Here is a 16,948-nt window from a genome sequence, read left to right as displayed (position 1 = left end):
TAGTTATTTAATGTAATATACCAGGGAGGGCAGCTTGAAGCTCTTACCGTTTTCGGCCTGGGCGCGGATCTCATCGATGTAGACCGTTTTTCCAGGCTTCACCTGCGCCATGACGTTCCGGGCGGCGGCTCCCCACTGGTTGCCGGACACCTTAGCGTCAACGATGTCACCATCGTCGCCGTCGGTGGAAATGGTGAAAGAAGTAACGGTATACTTGATCTCGAAGGGGAAGTCCTTGATCCAGGCGATGACGCCCGGCTGAGCACGGAAGGCACCTGCGTTCACATTGTCACCGGAAGCATAGCCACCAACCGAAGCCGTCGGCTTGGGAATGTCGCGCACACGGAACTGGGAAGCACCGGCAGCTTTACCGTCAACGGACACGGTAATGGTAGCCTCGTTGCCGCCGGAAACGAAAGCATTGTATTTACCGGCACCGGTCTTTTCGAGACGGCCGTTGGTGATCGCAACGGAGATGCGGTCGTCGCCGCCACCGGAAGCCGCCACCGTGATCGGGTTGGCGATGTCGCGGTACAGTACGTTCATCTTATCGAGGGCGATCGAGGCGTTGGCCTGACCTACCGTGTACTCTACGTTCTTGGTAACGGTCTGCGGCTTGCCATCCTGGTCCACGAAGCGGATCACTACGGGAACGGCGTGCTTACCGAGGGCACCACCAGCTACATCGAGCTGAGCCTGGCCGTCCGGACCAAGAGGCGCACTTTGGCCATTGATGGTGATCTGGGGAGCTGCGGCCTTCGAAAAGGCGCCTACTCCAGCATTCACGGTGATCTTACCACCCGGCATGATATAGTTGGAACTCTGGCCTACAATAGCGGCGAAAGCATCGTAGCGAACCACCACTTTGCCTACCTGCTCGTGGAAGAGGGTTGCCATGCGGTTCTCTACGGTCTTCACGTCGTTCTGGAACTTCGACAGGATCGTAATAGAGGCAACGGTCGGTACCATGTGGAAATAAGCGTCAGACCAGCTCGGCTTCTGCGTTCCTGTCTTGGAAGGAGGAGGAACGAGGTCGATCTGCTTGAGATACTCATTGATGTCAGAGCGAACTTTATCATCCGCTTCCTTATTACCCGTGTTCGGGGCAAGTGCCATCATTTTGTTCTTGAAATTTTCGAGTGCCGCACGCAGGCGCTCGCCATTCTTCTGCTCAACCATGAAATGTGTTGCAATATCCTGGTTGTCTTCTTTATAAGGCTTGTCCGGATTGGCACGGTCGAACCCTGCTTTATTGAGGATCGAGTCTTTGAAGTTCTGGATCAGGTCATTGACGATCTTGGCCTCAGAGATCACTGACTGTGCTTTCGGGAGCCAGAGCTCAGCCTTCACACGGGTGTTCGGATCTTTTCTCAGCTCTTCGAATGAACCCATAACGGCACTCGTAGAGGCGTTCATGGTCTCATTCGTTTTTGCCAGGCTTCGGTTTACGGTTTTGAAGGCATTGAGGATCTCCGCTGATACGTTCAGGGCCAACAGGGCTGTCAGCACCAGGTACATCAGGTTGATCATCTTTTGCCGTGGCTCTTTAGGTAGTGCCATATCGGGTCAAAAATTTAAGTCGGTTTCTTTAATTCAGTTTCAGTACACGTGCACCGGGGCGATTAGCGACCCTGCATGGCGCTGAGCATGTTGCCGTACACCGTGTTGAGGCGGGTCAGGTTGCCGGCGAGGCCTGCGATCTGCTCCTGTACCTTCTTGGCGTCTTCGGCGCTGTTGTTCATCACCTTGGCGGTCTCGGCCAGCTTGCCGTAGAAGCCGTTCAGCACCTTGAGGTGGTTGTTGCTTTCCTGCAGCTCCAGCTCATAGATGGTGTTGAGGGAGGAGAGGTTCTTGGAGAGCACCTGCACCTGCTCGTGGAATACCTTGGCACCTTCGGTAGCATTGTTGAACGCACCTACGGAGTTGGCAGCACCGATGTAGGCGTCCTTCACCTTGGAGAGGGCCTGCGTTACTTCGGCAGTGCGGGTGGTATAGTCGCCGGTCACTTTCACCACATCAGCGATCTGGTTCATGTTGGTCAGCGTCGTATTGAGCTTCTTGAAGTTCTCGCCCAGCATGTTGAGGTTGGCAGGCGTGATGTCGGCTTCGGCGAGGGCCTTGTCCATGGCACCGAGGGCACCGGATTTGTGCTTCACCTTCGGAGTGGCTTCCACCAGCAGCTCCTCGCTGTGCGAAGCGTCGCCCACGGCAGGATACACGATGTAGAGGATACCATAGATCAGGAACACCACGGCTTCCGTGTAGAGACCGATCTTCAGCCACAGGTCAGCAGTGGGCGAGTGGAGGATCTTCTGAAGGGCACCGTAGATAACGAGAGCCGCAGCGATCGATACCACTACGTCTACATACTTGCTTACTTTAGGGGGAATAGCAGCTGCCATAATTGAGCGTTTAAAAGAAAATGGTTGGTTAGTTAAAAAGTTTACAGGAAACAGAAGGCAGTCTTACTAACGAAGACTGACTTCTGTTTATTGAATACGGGAAGTAAAAATTCTGTGAAGGGAGGGATTACTTGCGACGGCCACGGCCAGACTGGGCGGGCAGGTCGATCACGCTGCGGAAACCGATATAGGACTTAGCGGAATCCTGGTACTCATAAGTGCGGGTGCTGGTTTGCAGGTAGTAACCTACGTCTTTCCAGCTGCCGCCGCGGATCACCTTGCGCTTCATCTTCGGAGGATCGGTGTCCTTGGCGTCGTAACGTACGTCGGGGTTCTGGTCGTGCATGAAGGTATAGCCACCTTCGTAGTAAATGGAGGAAGTCCACTCGGCTACGTTGCCCGACATGTTGTACAGGCCGAAATCGTTGGGCCAGTAAGCGTCGGCACGCACGGTGTAGAAGCCACCGTCTTCGGGGTAGTTACCGCGGCCGGGCTTGAAGTTGGCCAGCAGACAGCCCTTTTTGTTACGGAGGTAGTAGTTGCCCCAGGGGAACATCGACTGGGAGCGGCCACCGCGGGCGGCGTATTCCCATTGCGCTTCCGTAGGGAGGCGGAACTTGGATTCCTGCGAGCGCTTCTTCGACTCGAGGAAGGCGTTGAGGTAGTGTGTGCGCCACTCGCAGAAGGCCTCGGCCTGCTTCCAGCTCACACCCACCACGGGGTAGTTGCCGAACGCGGGGTGCGAGTAATAGCGCTGCGTCATGGGCTCGTTGTAGGAATAGGAGAAGTCGCGGATCCAGGCGAGAGTATCGGGATAAGCGCGGGTGTCCTTCTTGACAATGAACTGCGAGCGGGGCTTGCCGGCGTTCTCACGCTTGGCGGCCTCACCAAAGTTGAAGATTTCGGAGTGGTACACGATCTTGGAGGCGTCGAGCTCCACTTTGCCGTTGATACGATCCGGGGGAGCCACCATCACGTCGGTCTGGCCGAGCTGCTCGATGGTCTTGGGATCGTTCCACTTGATCGTCTTCATCTTTACCCAGTCCACACGCTCGGCACCGTCGGTACCCGTCTTCACGTAGCCCATCTTCTTGGCTACGATGGAGTCGCGCACCCAGTTGGTATACTGGCGGTACATGTTGTTGGTGACTTCGGTGGCGTCCATCCAGAAGCCAGAGATCGAAACGGAGCGGTTGCGGGAGCTGAAAGCGTAGGCAGGATCTTCATCGGAGGGACCCATGTGGAAGGTTCCCTGAGGCACGTACACCATACCGGGAGGCTTGGGGAGAACGTAGTGACCACCGGGGGCCACACCGTGAACCTGGCCGTCGTTCGGCAGGGTTCCGCCTTTTTTCTTTCCCAGAGCGCCGCATCCCGTAAGGGCAACAGACGCCGCTGCGACGAGCGCAAATGTTTGGTTTTTCATTGTCATACACGAGGGTATTGGGCAAATATAAGCTTTCCTTAAAATTGTCGGCACAAGGTTACAACTAAATTTTTTCATTTGCAAGCCCTTTTGGGCGTACTGTCTCAAACGACTTCCAAGGACGAATATTGCATCCTTTTCCGAATTATTTGGCCGCGAATCCGTCGAAATGCGGAAAACACAAGATGAACCGGCAAACCGTCTGCCCGGCGCTGAGCGGGCAGGTACAGCCCCTGAACGGCAGCTACCGGCACGTGAACCGCGCCGCCTGCCCGGCCGCCCCAGCTGTCGGCAGCAGCCGGCACCCTACGCATCGGCCAGCGCTTCCCCGCGCACGACTTCGCCCCTGCGCCTTCCCTCCTGCCGGGCCCGGTTCGCCTCCTGCACAGAAAAAGGGCCGCATTGCGGCCCTTTCGTATCGTTGGATACAGGTCTTTATTTCTTCTTGAGCTCGGCGGACAGGAATTGGTCGAGGGCCGCCACCATGGAAGGTGCTCCCGGCTGCGGCGCCTTGATGCCGAGTGCCAGGCCCGACTCCTCCACAGCGCGTGCCGTATTGGAGCCGAAGGCGCCAATGACCGTCCCGTTCTGCTGGAAGGCCGGAAGGTTGTCGAACAGGCTCTTGACGCCGCTGGGGGTGAAGAAGCACATGACGTCGTAATCAGTGCGCGTCAGCAGGTCCTTCACGTCGGACGATACCGTACGGTACATGAAGGCCAGGGAAAACTGGCAGTTATTCGTCTTGAGCCAGCCGGTGATCTCGGAGTCCTGCTGGTTCTCGGAGCACACGTACAGGAACTTCTCGTTGATCTTGTGCTTGTTGATAACGTCGAACAGGCTCTTGTTGGACCCATCGGCCCCGTAGAACACCTTGCGCTTGCGGTACAGGATGAACTTCTGCAGGTAGAGCGCTACGGCCTCGGTGATGCAGAAGTATTTCGTATCCTGCGACACCGACACGCGCATTTCCTCGCAGGTGCGGAAGAAGTGATCGATGGCGTTGCGGCTGGTGAGAATGACGGCGGTGTGAGCGGGGATCTCGATCTTTTGCTTCCGGAATTCCTTCGCCGGAATCGGCTCGAGCTGGATGAAGGGCTGGAAGTCCAGCGTAACGCCGTATTTACGGCCGAGCTCGAAATAGGGCGATTTCTCGCTTTCCGGGCGGGGCTGCGTGATCAGGATCCGCATGCCGTTGTTGACCGCTCCGCCGGACTTTGATGCCTCGTTTTTTACCATACGTGGAATTCCTAAGGTGTGCAAAGCTACGGCTTTTACCCTAATGCGCGGAACAACACTTTGTTAATCAGGAGTAAGGGAACTACCTCAAAAGCCAGCAGGTACAACAGGAAATGAAACGCGTTGAGCCGCACCTGCCGCTGCACCGTCGTCCAGGAAATAAAATAGCGGTAGAGGTAGAGGCTGCCCAGCACTACGAGGCTGAGGCTGAGGCCGACCTGCGCCGTTACGCCGCCGGTAAAGGCGAGCAGCACCACAAAGGGCAGCAGCATCATCCCGATGATCTTGTTGGTGGTGAAGACAATGAAGATATACGCGTCGACGCCCTCGCTCACCCCGAAAATCCAGCCTACCAGCTTGAGCACCAGGAACTTGCCGAGGTAAAGCGTTGAAAGGCCAAGCGCCGTGTAGCCCATCAGCTCCCAGAACGAATACCCGGAGCCCAGGGCAAAACGCGCGAAGAGGAGGTTGAGAAAAAGCGCGGCGCTCAGTACGAACAGCAGGTTCAGCAACAGCGAGGGCAACGGCGACTGCAACAGCTGCTCCTTGGCCTGCCGCTGCTTCAGGGTGGCCCGGAAAAAAAGCCGGAACAGGTCCACCACATACTTACCGAAGGCATTCCGCACCACGGCAAACAGCAGCAGGAGCCCGACAGTAATGTAAAACAGCGACTCCTTGCCGGCTACCACCCGCACCGACTCGCGCAGGCGCAGCGGGCTGTCGAACCGGAAAAAGGGATGCAGCTTCCAGACGATACTGTCGAAGCGTTGTGCCACGATCAGCGGGGGCGGGATCACCAGGGTATCGCGGCGGAGGCTGTCTGCAATGAGCAGGGAGTCCGGTAGCCCCAGGGTGGCCGTATCGGCGCGTACTGCCGTATCCGCGTGCCGGGTGCTGTCGCGCTGGGCTGCGGCGGGGAGACCGCAACAGATCAGGAGCAGGAACAGGACAGCGGACGCGGTTTTCATGGAGGAGCAAATGTAAGGAATCGCTTCGCGATCGTTTATTAGTCTATTGGTCTATTAGTTTATTGGTAAGGCACCGCCTATAACTTCAACTTGCTTCCTGCCAGCGAGCTTTTCTGATTGGCTTCAATCGCTTTCGGCCAAACATACCGCGACAGGTTCCGCATTCTGTATTCGGCGTCAGCAACAGATCTAACATCCGAGATCACAGATCTGAGATTCCCTTGCGTGCGGCAGCCTGAATCTGAAATCTGAAATCACACATCTGAGATCCGAGATGATACATCTGACATCTAAAAGTAGCTGACGAACCCAAGGTGCACCTTGGAGCGGCGGAGGTTGAAGGGCACGTCGTCGCGGCGGCCGAGGGCCCAGGCAAGGTTAAAGATGCCGGCCTTCGTTTCGAAAGAGATGCCGAGGCCGGTGCCGAGGTAGATGCGGCCCGCCGACTCGGGGGCGGGCTGGTAGCCCCAGCCCCCGTCGAGGAAGCCGAAGAAGTGGGAGTTCTGACCGATGAGGTAGCGGTATTCCACGGTGCCGAGCGCATAGTGCTGCAGGTACTGGCTTTCCTCGTCAAAGCCGCGCAGAAGGCGGTAGCCGCCAATTTGGAAGAGCTCGTTGCGGAACACGTTGCCGCTGAAGAAGGCGCCGGTGTTGAGGGCGGTGCGGAGCGTGCCCTGCCGACCGATCGGGAAATAGTGCGCCGCGGCTGCCGTCACCCGGAACTGGTAGGTGCGCAGCTTTACCGTGTCGTAGAGCCGGTCGAAGGAAAAGCCGGGATCCGAGGGGTCTTTGAGGGCCAGGAGCTGCGTGTTCTTCTTGATCTGCTTGATGCCGGCCGAGCCGCTGACGAGGAGCTCATTACCCCGGCGCGGATTGAAGCGGTAGTCGGTGCTGTTGTACTCATAGGCGGCGCCGAGGTTGTTGGAGCGGGTGTCGGCCTCCGGCGGCAGCTGCCGCGTAGCGAGCGCCTGCTGCTGGTTCACCCCGTTCACGATGGTGGAGCGGCGCTGGAAGAAGAGGGTGGCCACGCCGTTGCCGCTCCGGTAGGACGCCGAAAGATTGAAGTGGAGATTCAGGAAGGTCGTGTCTTTGCGGAACATCTCGAAGTTGAAGCCGAGGCTGATGGGGGTGCGGAGGAAGTAGGGTTGCTGGAAGAGCAGGCTGAGCCGCGGCGAGGACTGCTGCAGCTGCTGCCAGTTGAGGCCGATGGTTTCGCCCCCGCCGAGGGAATTCCGGAGCAGCAGGTTGGCCTCGCCGGTGATGAGCACCTTCTTTCCCGACGCGGCATCGGGGTTGGGCAGGAAACCGACGAGTGCGTTCACCTGGTTGTTCTTCTTGTCTTTGAGGTACACGTTCAGTACCGAGCCGGTGGAGAGCATCGTCAGGTCCGAGGGGCGCTCCGTTTGTAGGTAGGGCAGCTCGCTGAGGCGCTTGTCTACGGCCTGGAGGCGGCGCCTGCTGTAGGGCGTGCCCGGCGGCAGGTCGAGCTGGCGCTGCAGGAGCTCGTTGGAGATGCGCACGTCGCCGTATACCCGGATCGAGTCGATGCGGTAGAGGACGCCACGGTCGATGCGGAGCTGCGCGGCCACGGCGTCTTGCTCCACCCGGATCGAGTCGAGGTAGACGCGGGCGAACGGATAGCCGGTCTCCTCGAGCTGGCCGAGGAGGCGCTCCTGCAGGTCGCGGAGGCGGGCAAAGTCGATCGGCCCGCGGGTGAAGGCAGCGGCGTTCCAGCGGAGGGCGGCGTAGAGCGGGGCATCCTCGGGGCGGGTGTCGAGGCGGGCCCAGCGCCAGGTGCGGCCGAGGAAGAGACGAACGTGCGCCTCTGCGGAATCGGCCCGCAGGGAGTCGATCGACGCGGTAGCAAAGCCACGTGCCTGCAGGGAGGCCGGGAGGGCGGAGAGGTACAGTAGGGCGGCGGCGCGGTTCGGGAACAGGGAGTCGAGGGGTGGGCGGGCGGCGGCGAGGCTGTCGTCGGCCAGCGTGTACCGCACGGCATACTGGGCCCGCAGCAGCGCCGGAAACAGCATTAACAGAAGCACCGGGAGCAATTGCTTTACCTTCGTACGCACGTTTTGTAAAAGTATTTTGGAACGCTCAATCCCTAACGCCGTTGGCCGGTATTTATTTGCATATCCCCTTTTGTAAGCAGGCCTGCCACTACTGCAACTTTCATTTTACCACTTCCTTAAGGCAAAAGGGCGCCCTCGTGGACGCACTCGTGCAGGAGGCTGCGCTCCGCACTTCGTACCTGGAGGCAGCGCCGGTGCATACCGTGTATTTCGGCGGCGGCACACCCTCGCTGCTTGAGGCGGGCGAGCTGGAGGCGATCCTCGATGCCCTGCGGCGGCACTACCCGGTCGACGCCGGCGCGGAGCTCACCCTCGAAGCAAACCCCGACGACATCACGGCCGAACGGCTGCAGCATTGGAAGGACCTCGGCATCAACCGCCTCTCCATCGGCGTGCAATCCTTTTTCGAGGAGGAGCTCCGCTGGATGAACCGCGCGCACACGGCCGGCCATGCCCGCGGCTGCATCGAGCTGAGCCTCGCCGCCGGCTTCTCCAACCTCACCATCGACCTCATCTACGGCTCTCCCCTCCTCTCCGACGCCCGCTGGAAGGAGAACGTCGACATCGCCACCGGCTACGGCATCAACCACCTTTCCTGCTATGCGCTCACGGTGGAAGAAAAGACGCCGCTGCACCAGCAGATCGGGCGGCACCAGCAAGTGGATGTGGACAACGACCAGCAGGCGCGGCAATTTCTGCTCCTCATGGAGTGGCTCGCCGCGGCGGGCTACGAGCACTACGAGGTGTCGAACTGGGCGAAGCCGGGCTTCCGCAGCCGCCACAACTCGGCCTACTGGAAGGGCGTGCCCTACCTCGGCCTCGGCCCCTCGGCGCACTCCTTCAACGGGCGCGAGCGCTCCTGGAACATCGCCAACAACGCCGTATATATACGGGCGCTCACCGAAGGCCGCCTACCCGACGAGAAAGAGGCCCTCACCCGCGAGCAGCGGCTCAATGAGTATCTCATGATCGCCCTGCGCACCAGGGAAGGCATCGACCTGAATCGGGCGGCGGCGCTCGCCACCGAGAAGGAGCAGCAGGAGATCCGCCGGCAGCTGCAGGTATTTCTACGGGAAGGCCTCGTGCAGGAAACGCCGTCCGGCTACGCCCTTACCGACGCCGGCATGCTCCGCGCCGACGGCCTTGCCGCGGACCTGTTCGTGTAACAGCCCCCTGTCCCCCGAAGGGGGGAACTCAGATTGATGCTTTCTTCACCGTAGGAAAGCTTCTCTTGAAGAAGCAAAGGTCGATGTTGGATTACATGAGGTAGCAGGACCCGCGGCGAGAGCCTACCTCATTTATTCTATTGCTCCTGTACTCAAATGTTCGCTTTCTCCACCGCAACCCTCCACCGCTACACCCCTTTAACGTAGAAAGCCCCGACTCGGTCGGGGCTTTCGTATAAAACAACGTTGAGAAAAGTTCAGTACAAGAAAGTATACTCCACGTAAGTGCCCCCTTCGGGGAACAGGGGCCGGGCCGGGTCACACAAGCACACCCTCGATCGTTTCGAATCCGGCAGCGGGCGCCTCTTTCTCCCACAGAATGCGGTAGATGGTTTCGGCGATGGGCATCTCGGCGCCGATGCGCCGGTTGATGTGGAACATGCACTTGCAGGCATTGTAGCCTTCGGCCACCATGTTCATCTCGAGCTGCGCCGACTGCACTGTATAGCCTTTCCCGATCATGGCGCCGAAGGTGCGGTTGCGGCTGTAAGGCGAGTAGCAGGTCACAAGGAGGTCGCCGAGGTACACGGAGGCGGCATAGTTGATCTCTTTCTTGTGCGTAATGGGGTGCTCCTCGTGCTTGCCCACCTCGATGTGCTCGATGCCGGCCTTCTGCAGGAAGCCCGCCATCTCGTCGGCGCTGTTGGCAATGTAGACGCTGAGGAAGTTATCGCCGTACTCGAGGCCGTGCGCGATGCCGGCGCCGAGCGCATAGATGTTTTTCAGCACCGCGGCATACTGCACGCCGAGGATGTCGTGGTTGGTGATGGTATTGATATAAGGACTGCGGAAGGCCTCGGCGATCTGCGCCGTAACGGCATCATCCACGCCGGAGAAGGTGAGGTAGGAGAGCTTCTCGGCAGCCACCTCCTCCGCATGACAAGGGCCCAGCACGGCGAAGTAGTGCTCGAGCGGGAGCCCGAACTCCTGTTCCAGGTATTCGTTGAGCAGCACGTCGGGACCGGGCACGATGCCCTTAATGGCCGATACGATCTTGCGTGCGCGGAAGGTTTCCTTATCCATCTGCGCCAGCACGTCGCGGATATAGGCGGAGGGCACGGCCAGCACGATCACGTCGGCCGCGCGCAGCACTTCGTTCACATCGGCCGCGATCTGCAGCAGCGCTACGTTCAGGTAGGCAGTGGGCAGGTACTGCGGGTTGTGGCGGCGGCTCCGGATATAGTCGCTTTGCCGCTCGTTGCGCACCCACCAGTGCACGCGGTGGCCATTGTCGGTCAGGATCTTTACCAGCGCCGTTGCCCAGCTGCCGCTGCCTACCACGCCATACGTCATCGTTTCAGCCATGTCGCTTTCCTATTTCTTCTTGTTTTCAAACAATTCGTCCTTCTTCACCACTTTCACGCGGTCGCCGTTCTTGAGCGACTTGGAGATGGCGTTAAAGGGTGCGGATACTACCTGCTCGCCGGGCTTCAGGCCGGTGAGCACCTCGATATAGTTCATGTCCTGGATGCCGGTTGTGACCACGCGCTTCTCTACGGTGCCGTCGGTCTTCACCACGAAGGCCACTTCCTCAACGCCGTCGGCGCCGGCACCGGCCGTGCCGGCATCGTCGAGGCCTTCGTTGTCTTTTTCCTTGTCCTTATCCTTCTTGTTCTCCTCGAGGTTCTTGTCGCTGCCCTTCACGCGGGCGGCCACGGAAGTAATGGGGATCGACAGCACGTTGTCGCGGCGGCGCGTCTTGATGCTGGCGTTGGCGTTCATGCCGGGCCGGAAAGGGAATGCTTTCGGGCGGGCAGGGTCCATGAGGTCGGCATAGGAAGAGGGATCGATGCGGATGTGCACCTCGTAGTTGGTAACGTCGTTGGTGCTGGCCTGCATGCCGCCGGTCTTGTTGGTGCTGCTGGCGATCTGCGTCACCACGCCGCGGAACTTGCGGTTGTTGTAGGCATCCACCTGCACGTCGGCGGAGTCGCCGGTATGCACCTTCACCACGTCGTTCTCGCCTACGTCCACGCGCACCTCGAGGGTGTTCATGTTGGCCACGCGGAGCATCTCGGTACCGGCCATCTGGGCGGTGCCCACCACGCGCTCGCCAAGCTTCACGTTGAGCTGCGATACGATGCCGTCCATGGGCGCCACGATGGTGGCGCGCCCGAGGTTCTTGTTGGCCTGCGCGAGCTGCGTGCGCGATCCCTGCACGCCGGCCTGCTGGGCACGGATGCCCTGCACGGCGGCGTTGTACTGCGCCTGCGACGCCTGGAGCTTCGTCTCAAACTGCTCGAGCTCCGCCTTCGAGATCACCTTCTCGTCGAAGAGCTGCTTGTTGCGGTTGTAGCTGTTGCGGTCCTGGTCGAGCTGCGCCTTGAGCGCGGCAAGACCGGCGGCGCTGTTGGCCACGGAGGCCTGCGACTGCGCTACCTGCGCGGCCGCCTGGTCGCGCTGCGAGGAGTAGATGTCGGCGAAGATGCGCGCGAGCACCTGGCCCTTGCGCACGGAGTCGCCCTCCTGCACGGTGAGCGCGGTGATCTCGCCGGAGATGTCGGGGCTTACCTTCACTTCCACCTCGGGGTAGATCTTACCGGAGGCGCTCACCGTTTCGGTGATGCTGCGCGTATCGATCTTCTCCACTGCTACCTTGGTGCCGCTGTCGCCGTCGCCGCCCGTCATCTTGGCGAGCGCCACAATCCCGCCTACGAGGGCAAGTCCTACGAGCGTCCATTTTACCGATTTGTTCATAGAGAGAGCGTTTATTGGTCTATTGGTCTATTTGTTTATTAGTTTACTTGGGACGCGTCATGACGCGTCCTTACGGTGCTCAGGTCGATATCGGGACGTGTCGGGAGCCTTCCTTGCAGCGATCCGATCAATATCGGGACGTGTCGGGACGCGTCCTTACCATGTTCCAGAAGCAGGGGATACGTCGTCTTTTCGCACTCTGTCTCCCATCACCTCATTAGCACATTATCCCATTATCCCATTATCCCATTGGCACATTACAACTTCAGCCCCCGGCCTTTGTAGAACTCGAGCAGCTTCATCCGGAACACGTATTCGAACTGCGCGGAGGCGCGCTGCAGCTGTGCCTGGAAGAGGCCCGACTGCGCGTTGAGCAGCTCCAGGGTGGTGAGCAGGCCGATGTTGTAGCGCTTACCTGCGTATTCGAACGCCTTCTGGTTGGCCTCCACCGCCTTGCCCGCGGCGTTGAACCGCTCGAGGGCGTTCATGGCATCGGCATAGGCCTTATAGATGTCCTGCTTCAGGGTGAGGCTGTCGCCCTGCTGCTGCAGCGCCGCGGTCGCCCGGGTGAGCTTCGCGCGTTCCCAGCCGGCCCGCGCCTGCCCCCCGTTCACGATGGGCACCGTGATCGTGAAGCCTACGAAGCGGCCCATATTGTTGTTGAACTGCGTGAAATAAGGACTCGTGTACGGCGCGCTGAAATTAGGCTGGGCCACCTCGCGGAGCACCGGCGCGCCGGTATTCTGCACATAGCCCACCGGCACCACGAACTTGGTGGAGTCGCCGAGGAAGTCGGCCTGCTGCTGCGCGCCCGAGTAGCGGGTGGTGATGCCGGCCCCGAACGTAAGCCGCGGGTACATGGAGCCGCGGGCCGAAGCCACGGCCTTATCCGCGGCCGCGAGGCGCAGGCTGTTGTAGCGCTGCTGCGGCATGTTCTGCAGGGCGGTAGCGTATACGAGGTCGGGGCGCAGGCTGTCGACGGGCTCCAGCGGGATCACCGACACCGGCGGCACCACCACGTCGAAAGGCACTGCCGCATCGAGGGCCAGGAGGGCTTTCAGGCTATAGAGGGCCTGTATCTCGGAGGTCTTGGCGTTTACGACGTTGGCACTGTCCTGGGCGAGCTGCGCTTCAAGCTGGGCGGCATTGAGCTCCGGCAGCGCACCCGCGTCCACCTGCTTGCGCGTAACGCCGAGCTGCGCTTTCGTCTGTGCCTGCTTGATGCGCAGGATCTGCACCTGCTGGCGGGCCTGGAGCACCTGGAGGTAGTTCAGCGCCACGTTGAGGGCGACGTCGTTGCGCACCTTATCGGCCAGCGCGCCGGCCGCCAGCGCATCGAGGCGGTAGGAGGCGATGCCGTTCCGCTTCGAGAAGAAGTTGAAAACGTCGACGTCGGTCTGGAGGCTGATGTTGTTTGAAAAGAAGGAGACCTCGGTAAACTGGTTGGTGGCGATGTTGATGCTGCGTCCGAAGTTGTAGCCCAGGTTGCTTTGTAGGTTGAGGCTGGGATATTGCGAGCGCTTCGACTGCACGTAGTTGACGTCGGCGATGCGGGCCTGCACGTCCTGCTGCTTCACGGAGATGTTATTGGCCAGGGCATGGTCCACACAGCGGCGGAGGTCCCAGGCCTCCTGGGCCATCGTCGCCATGCAGCACAACATGCCGAGCAAGCAGCTGATCGGTTTCTTCATGAGCGTAAAAGTAAAGGTTTAGGAGGTTTAGAAGGTTTAGAAAGGTTCAGAGAGGTTCAGAGAGGCGCAGGAGGGTTGGGCGGGTGTAAAAAAAGCCAGGACAACGAGCCGCTGCTGAAACAGCAAAGAAAGGCGGCGCAATGCAAGCAGGCGCCTGACCTAAAGAATGGAGTAGCCCGTCGAGGGAGCAACTAATGGGGCCATCAGGCAGGGCAACGTCCTATCGTGATTGGAGGCGGCGCTGGCCCACTGCCCCAACCAACCTTCTAAACCTTCTCCAGTGCCTGCTCCAGATCCCTGATCAGGTAGCCCGGGTCTTCGAGGCCGGTGTAGAGACGGATGTACTGGTGCTCGGGGTTCCGCGCATCGAAGGCGGCGGGGTCGATGCCGGCGCATTTGGGGAGCACCAGCGACTCGTGCCCGCCCCAGCTCACGGCCATCAGGAAGTGCTTCAGCGACTCGCAGAAGGTGGTGATGCGCGCGCAGGTGCCGTCTTTCAGCAGGAAGGTGAGGAGGCCGCCCGCGCCGGTCATCTGCCGGCGGGCAAGCTCATATTGCGGGAACGAGGGGTCGAGCGGGTAAAGCAGGCCACCCACCTTGGGATGCCCCTTCAGGAAGGCGATCACTTCCTGCGCCGAGCGCGACACGTGGGCGAGGCGCTGCGGCAGCGTGCGCAGGCCGCGGAGCAGCAGCCAGGCGTTGAAGGGCGACACCCCCGAGCCGATGGCGAGGTAGTCGAGCTCGAAGATGCGGCGGATGTGGGTATGGGAGCCGGTGAGGACGCCGCCGAGGGTATCGCTGTGTCCGCCGATGTACTTGGTGGCCGTTTGCATGCACAGGTCGATGCCCAGCTCGTGGGGCCGCTGGTGCAGCGGGGAGCAGTAGGAGTTGTCGATGAGGGTGACGATGCCGCGCGGCTTCGCCAGGGCCGCCACTTCGGCAAGGGGCTGCACCGCGAAATTCCACGAGTTGGGCGACTCGAGGTAGATGAAGGTGGTGTTGGGCCGGAGCGCCGCTTCGAACTGGCCGATCTCCGTGCCCGCGATATAGGTGGTTTCGATGCCGTAGCGGGTAAGGATGCCGTCGAAGGTGCGTTGCGCCCAGGAATAGGGTTGCTGAACCGAAATGATGTGATCGCCCGCCTTTACGAAGGGCAGCACGCCGGCAAAGATGGCGGCCGCGCCGTTGGCGAACACGAGCGCATCCTCCGCCTCGTCGAGGGCGGCGAGCTTTTTCCGCAGGATATCGATGGTGGGATTGAGCCCGCGGGAGTACAGGTACCCGCCCATCTCGTCGGCGAAGGCGCGGCGCAGGTCGGCCACGGTGTCGAAGGCGAAGTTGCTCGACTGCACGATCGGCGGGGCCACGGCGTTGAAGTACTGTGCCCGCTCTTCGCCCAGCTCGTTGAGGATGTACGAGAGGTCCATCAATTCCTTTTTTTCCGGGCGAGCCCGGCAAAGAAGAAGTAGAGCCCGATCACCGCCATACCGGCGAGGGAAAGCGGCATCCACAGGGGCACCCGGTGCACGTCCTGCAGCACGTAGATGAAGCCGCCGAGGGTGATCCCGCTCCAGATCAGGAGCACGAACTGCCCGAACGTGAATTTATGCTTCTTCGACGCGGACGATGACGAAGAGCGCCGCGAGCCACTCCGGCTGCTGCGGTGACGCCTGCGACCCGAGCTGCTGCCACTGCCGCTTCTTCTTTCGCGGGCTCCGGAACCTTCGCCCTGCTGCCCGCGTAGTTGTTCTTCTGACATACCTATCTTTTAAGGTCTTCCTCCGCAGGGCGCGCCTTCCGGAAGAAAACGAAATACACAATAATGAACGCGCTCAGCACCCCGAGGCCCAGGAGCGACTCGTTGCGCTTCTGCACGAAGAGGCTGACCGCCACGAGTAGATACGCAGCGATGAACACGATTGGTTGTATGGGGTAAAGGCGCATCTTGAAGATCCCGGTGCCGTCGAGGTGCCGGGTTCTTTTGCGAAGCGTGAAAATGCTGCCTGCAGAAAGGACCATCCCGAAGCTGTCCAGGAAAATGGAGAAGCTCAGGATGCGGTCGAATTCCTCCGCCCAGAAGATGATCCCGGCGCACAGGGCTGCAAATATAGTGAGTGGAAGCACAAGCACACCAGTACGGGGGTGGCGCCAGCGGAAAGCGGGCGGCAGGATGCCGTCGGTACTCATGGCGTACATCACCCGCGGGTTGCTCAGGAGCAGCACGTTGACGTAGCCCAGCACGCCCAGGAACAGGAATACGGAGAGCACCTGGCCCGCCCGCGCGCCGAACACCTGGCCGGCCATCAGCGCCGCAATGTTGTCGGCCGTCTTCAGGTTGTCGAAGCCGATGACGTGCACATAGGCGTAATTGATGGTCAGGTACAGGGCGATGATGACAAAGATGCCCAGGAAGATGCCGCGCGGCAGGTTACGCCCCGGCTCGCGCACCTCGCCGCCGAAGTTGATCGTTTGCTGGTACCCGCCGTAGGTAAAGGAGACGGCCACGAGCCCGCTGCCGAAGGCAAGCAGGTACTGGCTGAACGTGGGGTCGGCCACCGCCGCCGACACGGGGCCCGCCACCGCCGGTGCCGTAAAGAACAGCGGGGCGATGAGCAGGAGGATGAGCACGATCTTGGTCATCATCAGCACGCTCTGCGCCTTGGCGCTCATCTTGAGTCCCAGCAGGTTGACCCCGTAAAACAGGATGATGGCGCCGATGGCGATGCCGAGCTGCAGGAGCCGGAGCGACAGGTCGCCGGGGGCGGTACCGGGCCGCAGCACCGCCGAGATGTACTCGCCGCCGATGAGGGCCACCCCGCCCACCGAGGCGGCGTTGGAGACGAGGATGACGCAGTTGATGGCGAAGGCGATGGAGGGATGGTAGGCGTAGGAGAAGATCTTGTAATAGCCACCGGTCACCGGCAGCCGCGACCCGATCTCGGCATAGGTGAGCGCCCCGCAGAGCGCCACGAGCCCGCCGGCCACCCAAACGGCAAAGAACACCCAGAGCGAGGGCGCGTCGGCAGCCACGTTGCGGGGGGTGCGGAAGATGCCCATCCCGATCACGAGGCTGATGACGATCATGGTGAAGTCGAATAGCTTCAACGTGGGACGGGGAGCAGGTGGCTCCGGCACCCGCAGGGTCGCGTCGGGCGACGGGGGTCCGGCTTTTTCCATAGCAGGCATATGCCGCTAAATATAGCGGAAAACGGCAAAAACGCCGGCTAACC

At 60.5% G+C, this 16,948-nt stretch carries 13 protein-coding genes; 1 reads left to right on the top strand and 12 read right to left on the bottom strand.

Annotation, left to right across the window (positions count from 1 at the left end; translation table 11 throughout):
• Positions 1 to 3: 3 nt before the first annotated feature.
• The 6 genes from porM to ABD937_RS04015 form a co-directional block, all read right to left on the bottom strand.
• On the bottom strand, positions 4 to 1,560 hold the full coding sequence (gene porM, locus ABD937_RS04040) for a type IX secretion system motor protein PorM/GldM (protein ID WP_345253605.1): 1,557 nt from the start codon (positions 1,558 to 1,560) through the stop codon (positions 4 to 6).
• A gap of 62 nt (positions 1,561 to 1,622) precedes the next feature.
• Positions 1,623 to 2,402, bottom strand: coding sequence for a type IX secretion system motor protein PorL/GldL (gene porL, locus ABD937_RS04035; protein ID WP_345253604.1), 780 nt, complete (start codon positions 2,400 to 2,402; stop codon positions 1,623 to 1,625).
• A gap of 127 nt (positions 2,403 to 2,529) precedes the next feature.
• Positions 2,530 to 3,828: a T9SS ring complex lipoprotein PorK/GldK gene (gene porK, locus ABD937_RS04030; RefSeq protein WP_484489534.1), complete on the bottom strand. Its 1,299-nt coding sequence runs from the start codon at positions 3,826 to 3,828 to the stop codon at positions 2,530 to 2,532.
• A 435-nt stretch (positions 3,829 to 4,263) separates the two neighbouring features.
• Positions 4,264 to 5,064: a uroporphyrinogen-III synthase gene (locus ABD937_RS04025; RefSeq protein WP_345253602.1), complete on the bottom strand. Its 801-nt coding sequence runs from the start codon at positions 5,062 to 5,064 to the stop codon at positions 4,264 to 4,266.
• Between the two features lie 35 nt (positions 5,065 to 5,099).
• The gene (locus ABD937_RS04020; RefSeq protein ID WP_345253601.1) at positions 5,100 to 6,032 is read right to left on the bottom strand and encodes a DUF4271 domain-containing protein; all 933 of its coding nucleotides are present in this window, start codon (positions 6,030 to 6,032) and stop codon (positions 5,100 to 5,102) included.
• Between the two features lie 290 nt (positions 6,033 to 6,322).
• Positions 6,323 to 8,104, bottom strand: a complete 1,782-nt coding sequence (locus ABD937_RS04015; RefSeq protein ID WP_345253600.1) for a BamA/TamA family outer membrane protein — start codon at positions 8,102 to 8,104, stop codon at positions 6,323 to 6,325.
• 41 nt (positions 8,105 to 8,145) lie between these two features.
• Between ABD937_RS04015 and hemW the strand changes: the two genes are divergently transcribed.
• Positions 8,146 to 9,270 carry a radical SAM family heme chaperone HemW gene (gene hemW, locus ABD937_RS04010; protein WP_345253599.1) on the top strand — a complete coding sequence of 375 codons (1,125 nt, stop codon included), beginning with the start codon at positions 8,146 to 8,148 and terminating at the stop codon, positions 9,268 to 9,270.
• Positions 9,271 to 9,588: 318 nt separating this feature from the next.
• Here hemW and ABD937_RS04005 read toward each other — a convergent pair whose 3' ends face one another.
• The 6 genes from ABD937_RS04005 to ABD937_RS03980 all read right to left on the bottom strand — a co-directional run bounded on the left by ABD937_RS04005 (position 9,589) and on the right by ABD937_RS03980 (position 16,895).
• Complete coding sequence (locus tag ABD937_RS04005; protein WP_345253598.1) at positions 9,589 to 10,635, bottom strand: NAD(P)H-dependent glycerol-3-phosphate dehydrogenase; 1,047 nt, start codon at positions 10,633 to 10,635, stop codon at positions 9,589 to 9,591.
• A 9-nt stretch (positions 10,636 to 10,644) separates the two neighbouring features.
• Positions 10,645 to 12,027 (bottom strand): efflux RND transporter periplasmic adaptor subunit, encoded by a 1,383-nt coding sequence (locus tag ABD937_RS04000; RefSeq protein ID WP_345253597.1) that lies wholly within the window; start codon positions 12,025 to 12,027, stop codon positions 10,645 to 10,647.
• A gap of 257 nt (positions 12,028 to 12,284) precedes the next feature.
• Entirely contained in the window at positions 12,285 to 13,718 is a 1,434-nt protein-coding gene (locus ABD937_RS03995) for a TolC family protein (protein ID WP_345253596.1), read from the bottom strand.
• Between the two features lie 266 nt (positions 13,719 to 13,984).
• Positions 13,985 to 15,145: a trans-sulfuration enzyme family protein gene (locus ABD937_RS03990; protein WP_345253595.1), complete on the bottom strand. Its 1,161-nt coding sequence runs from the start codon at positions 15,143 to 15,145 to the stop codon at positions 13,985 to 13,987.
• Positions 15,145 to 15,477: a hypothetical protein gene (locus tag ABD937_RS03985; RefSeq protein WP_345253594.1), complete on the bottom strand. Its 333-nt coding sequence runs from the start codon at positions 15,475 to 15,477 to the stop codon at positions 15,145 to 15,147. Before ABD937_RS03985 ends, ABD937_RS03990 begins: the two co-directional genes overlap by 1 nt.
• Positions 15,478 to 15,479: 2 nt before the next feature.
• Positions 15,480 to 16,895: an APC family permease gene (locus ABD937_RS03980; protein WP_345253593.1), complete on the bottom strand. Its 1,416-nt coding sequence runs from the start codon at positions 16,893 to 16,895 to the stop codon at positions 15,480 to 15,482.
• Positions 16,896 to 16,948: the final 53 nt, after the last annotated feature.

Source organism: Flaviaestuariibacter amylovorans, from assembly GCF_039541815.1.
Taxonomy (GTDB): domain Bacteria; phylum Bacteroidota; class Bacteroidia; order Chitinophagales; family Chitinophagaceae; genus Flavisolibacter; species Flavisolibacter amylovorans.
Note: the sequence above shows the minus strand (reverse complement) of the source record. Positions and strands in the feature narration are given on the sequence as shown.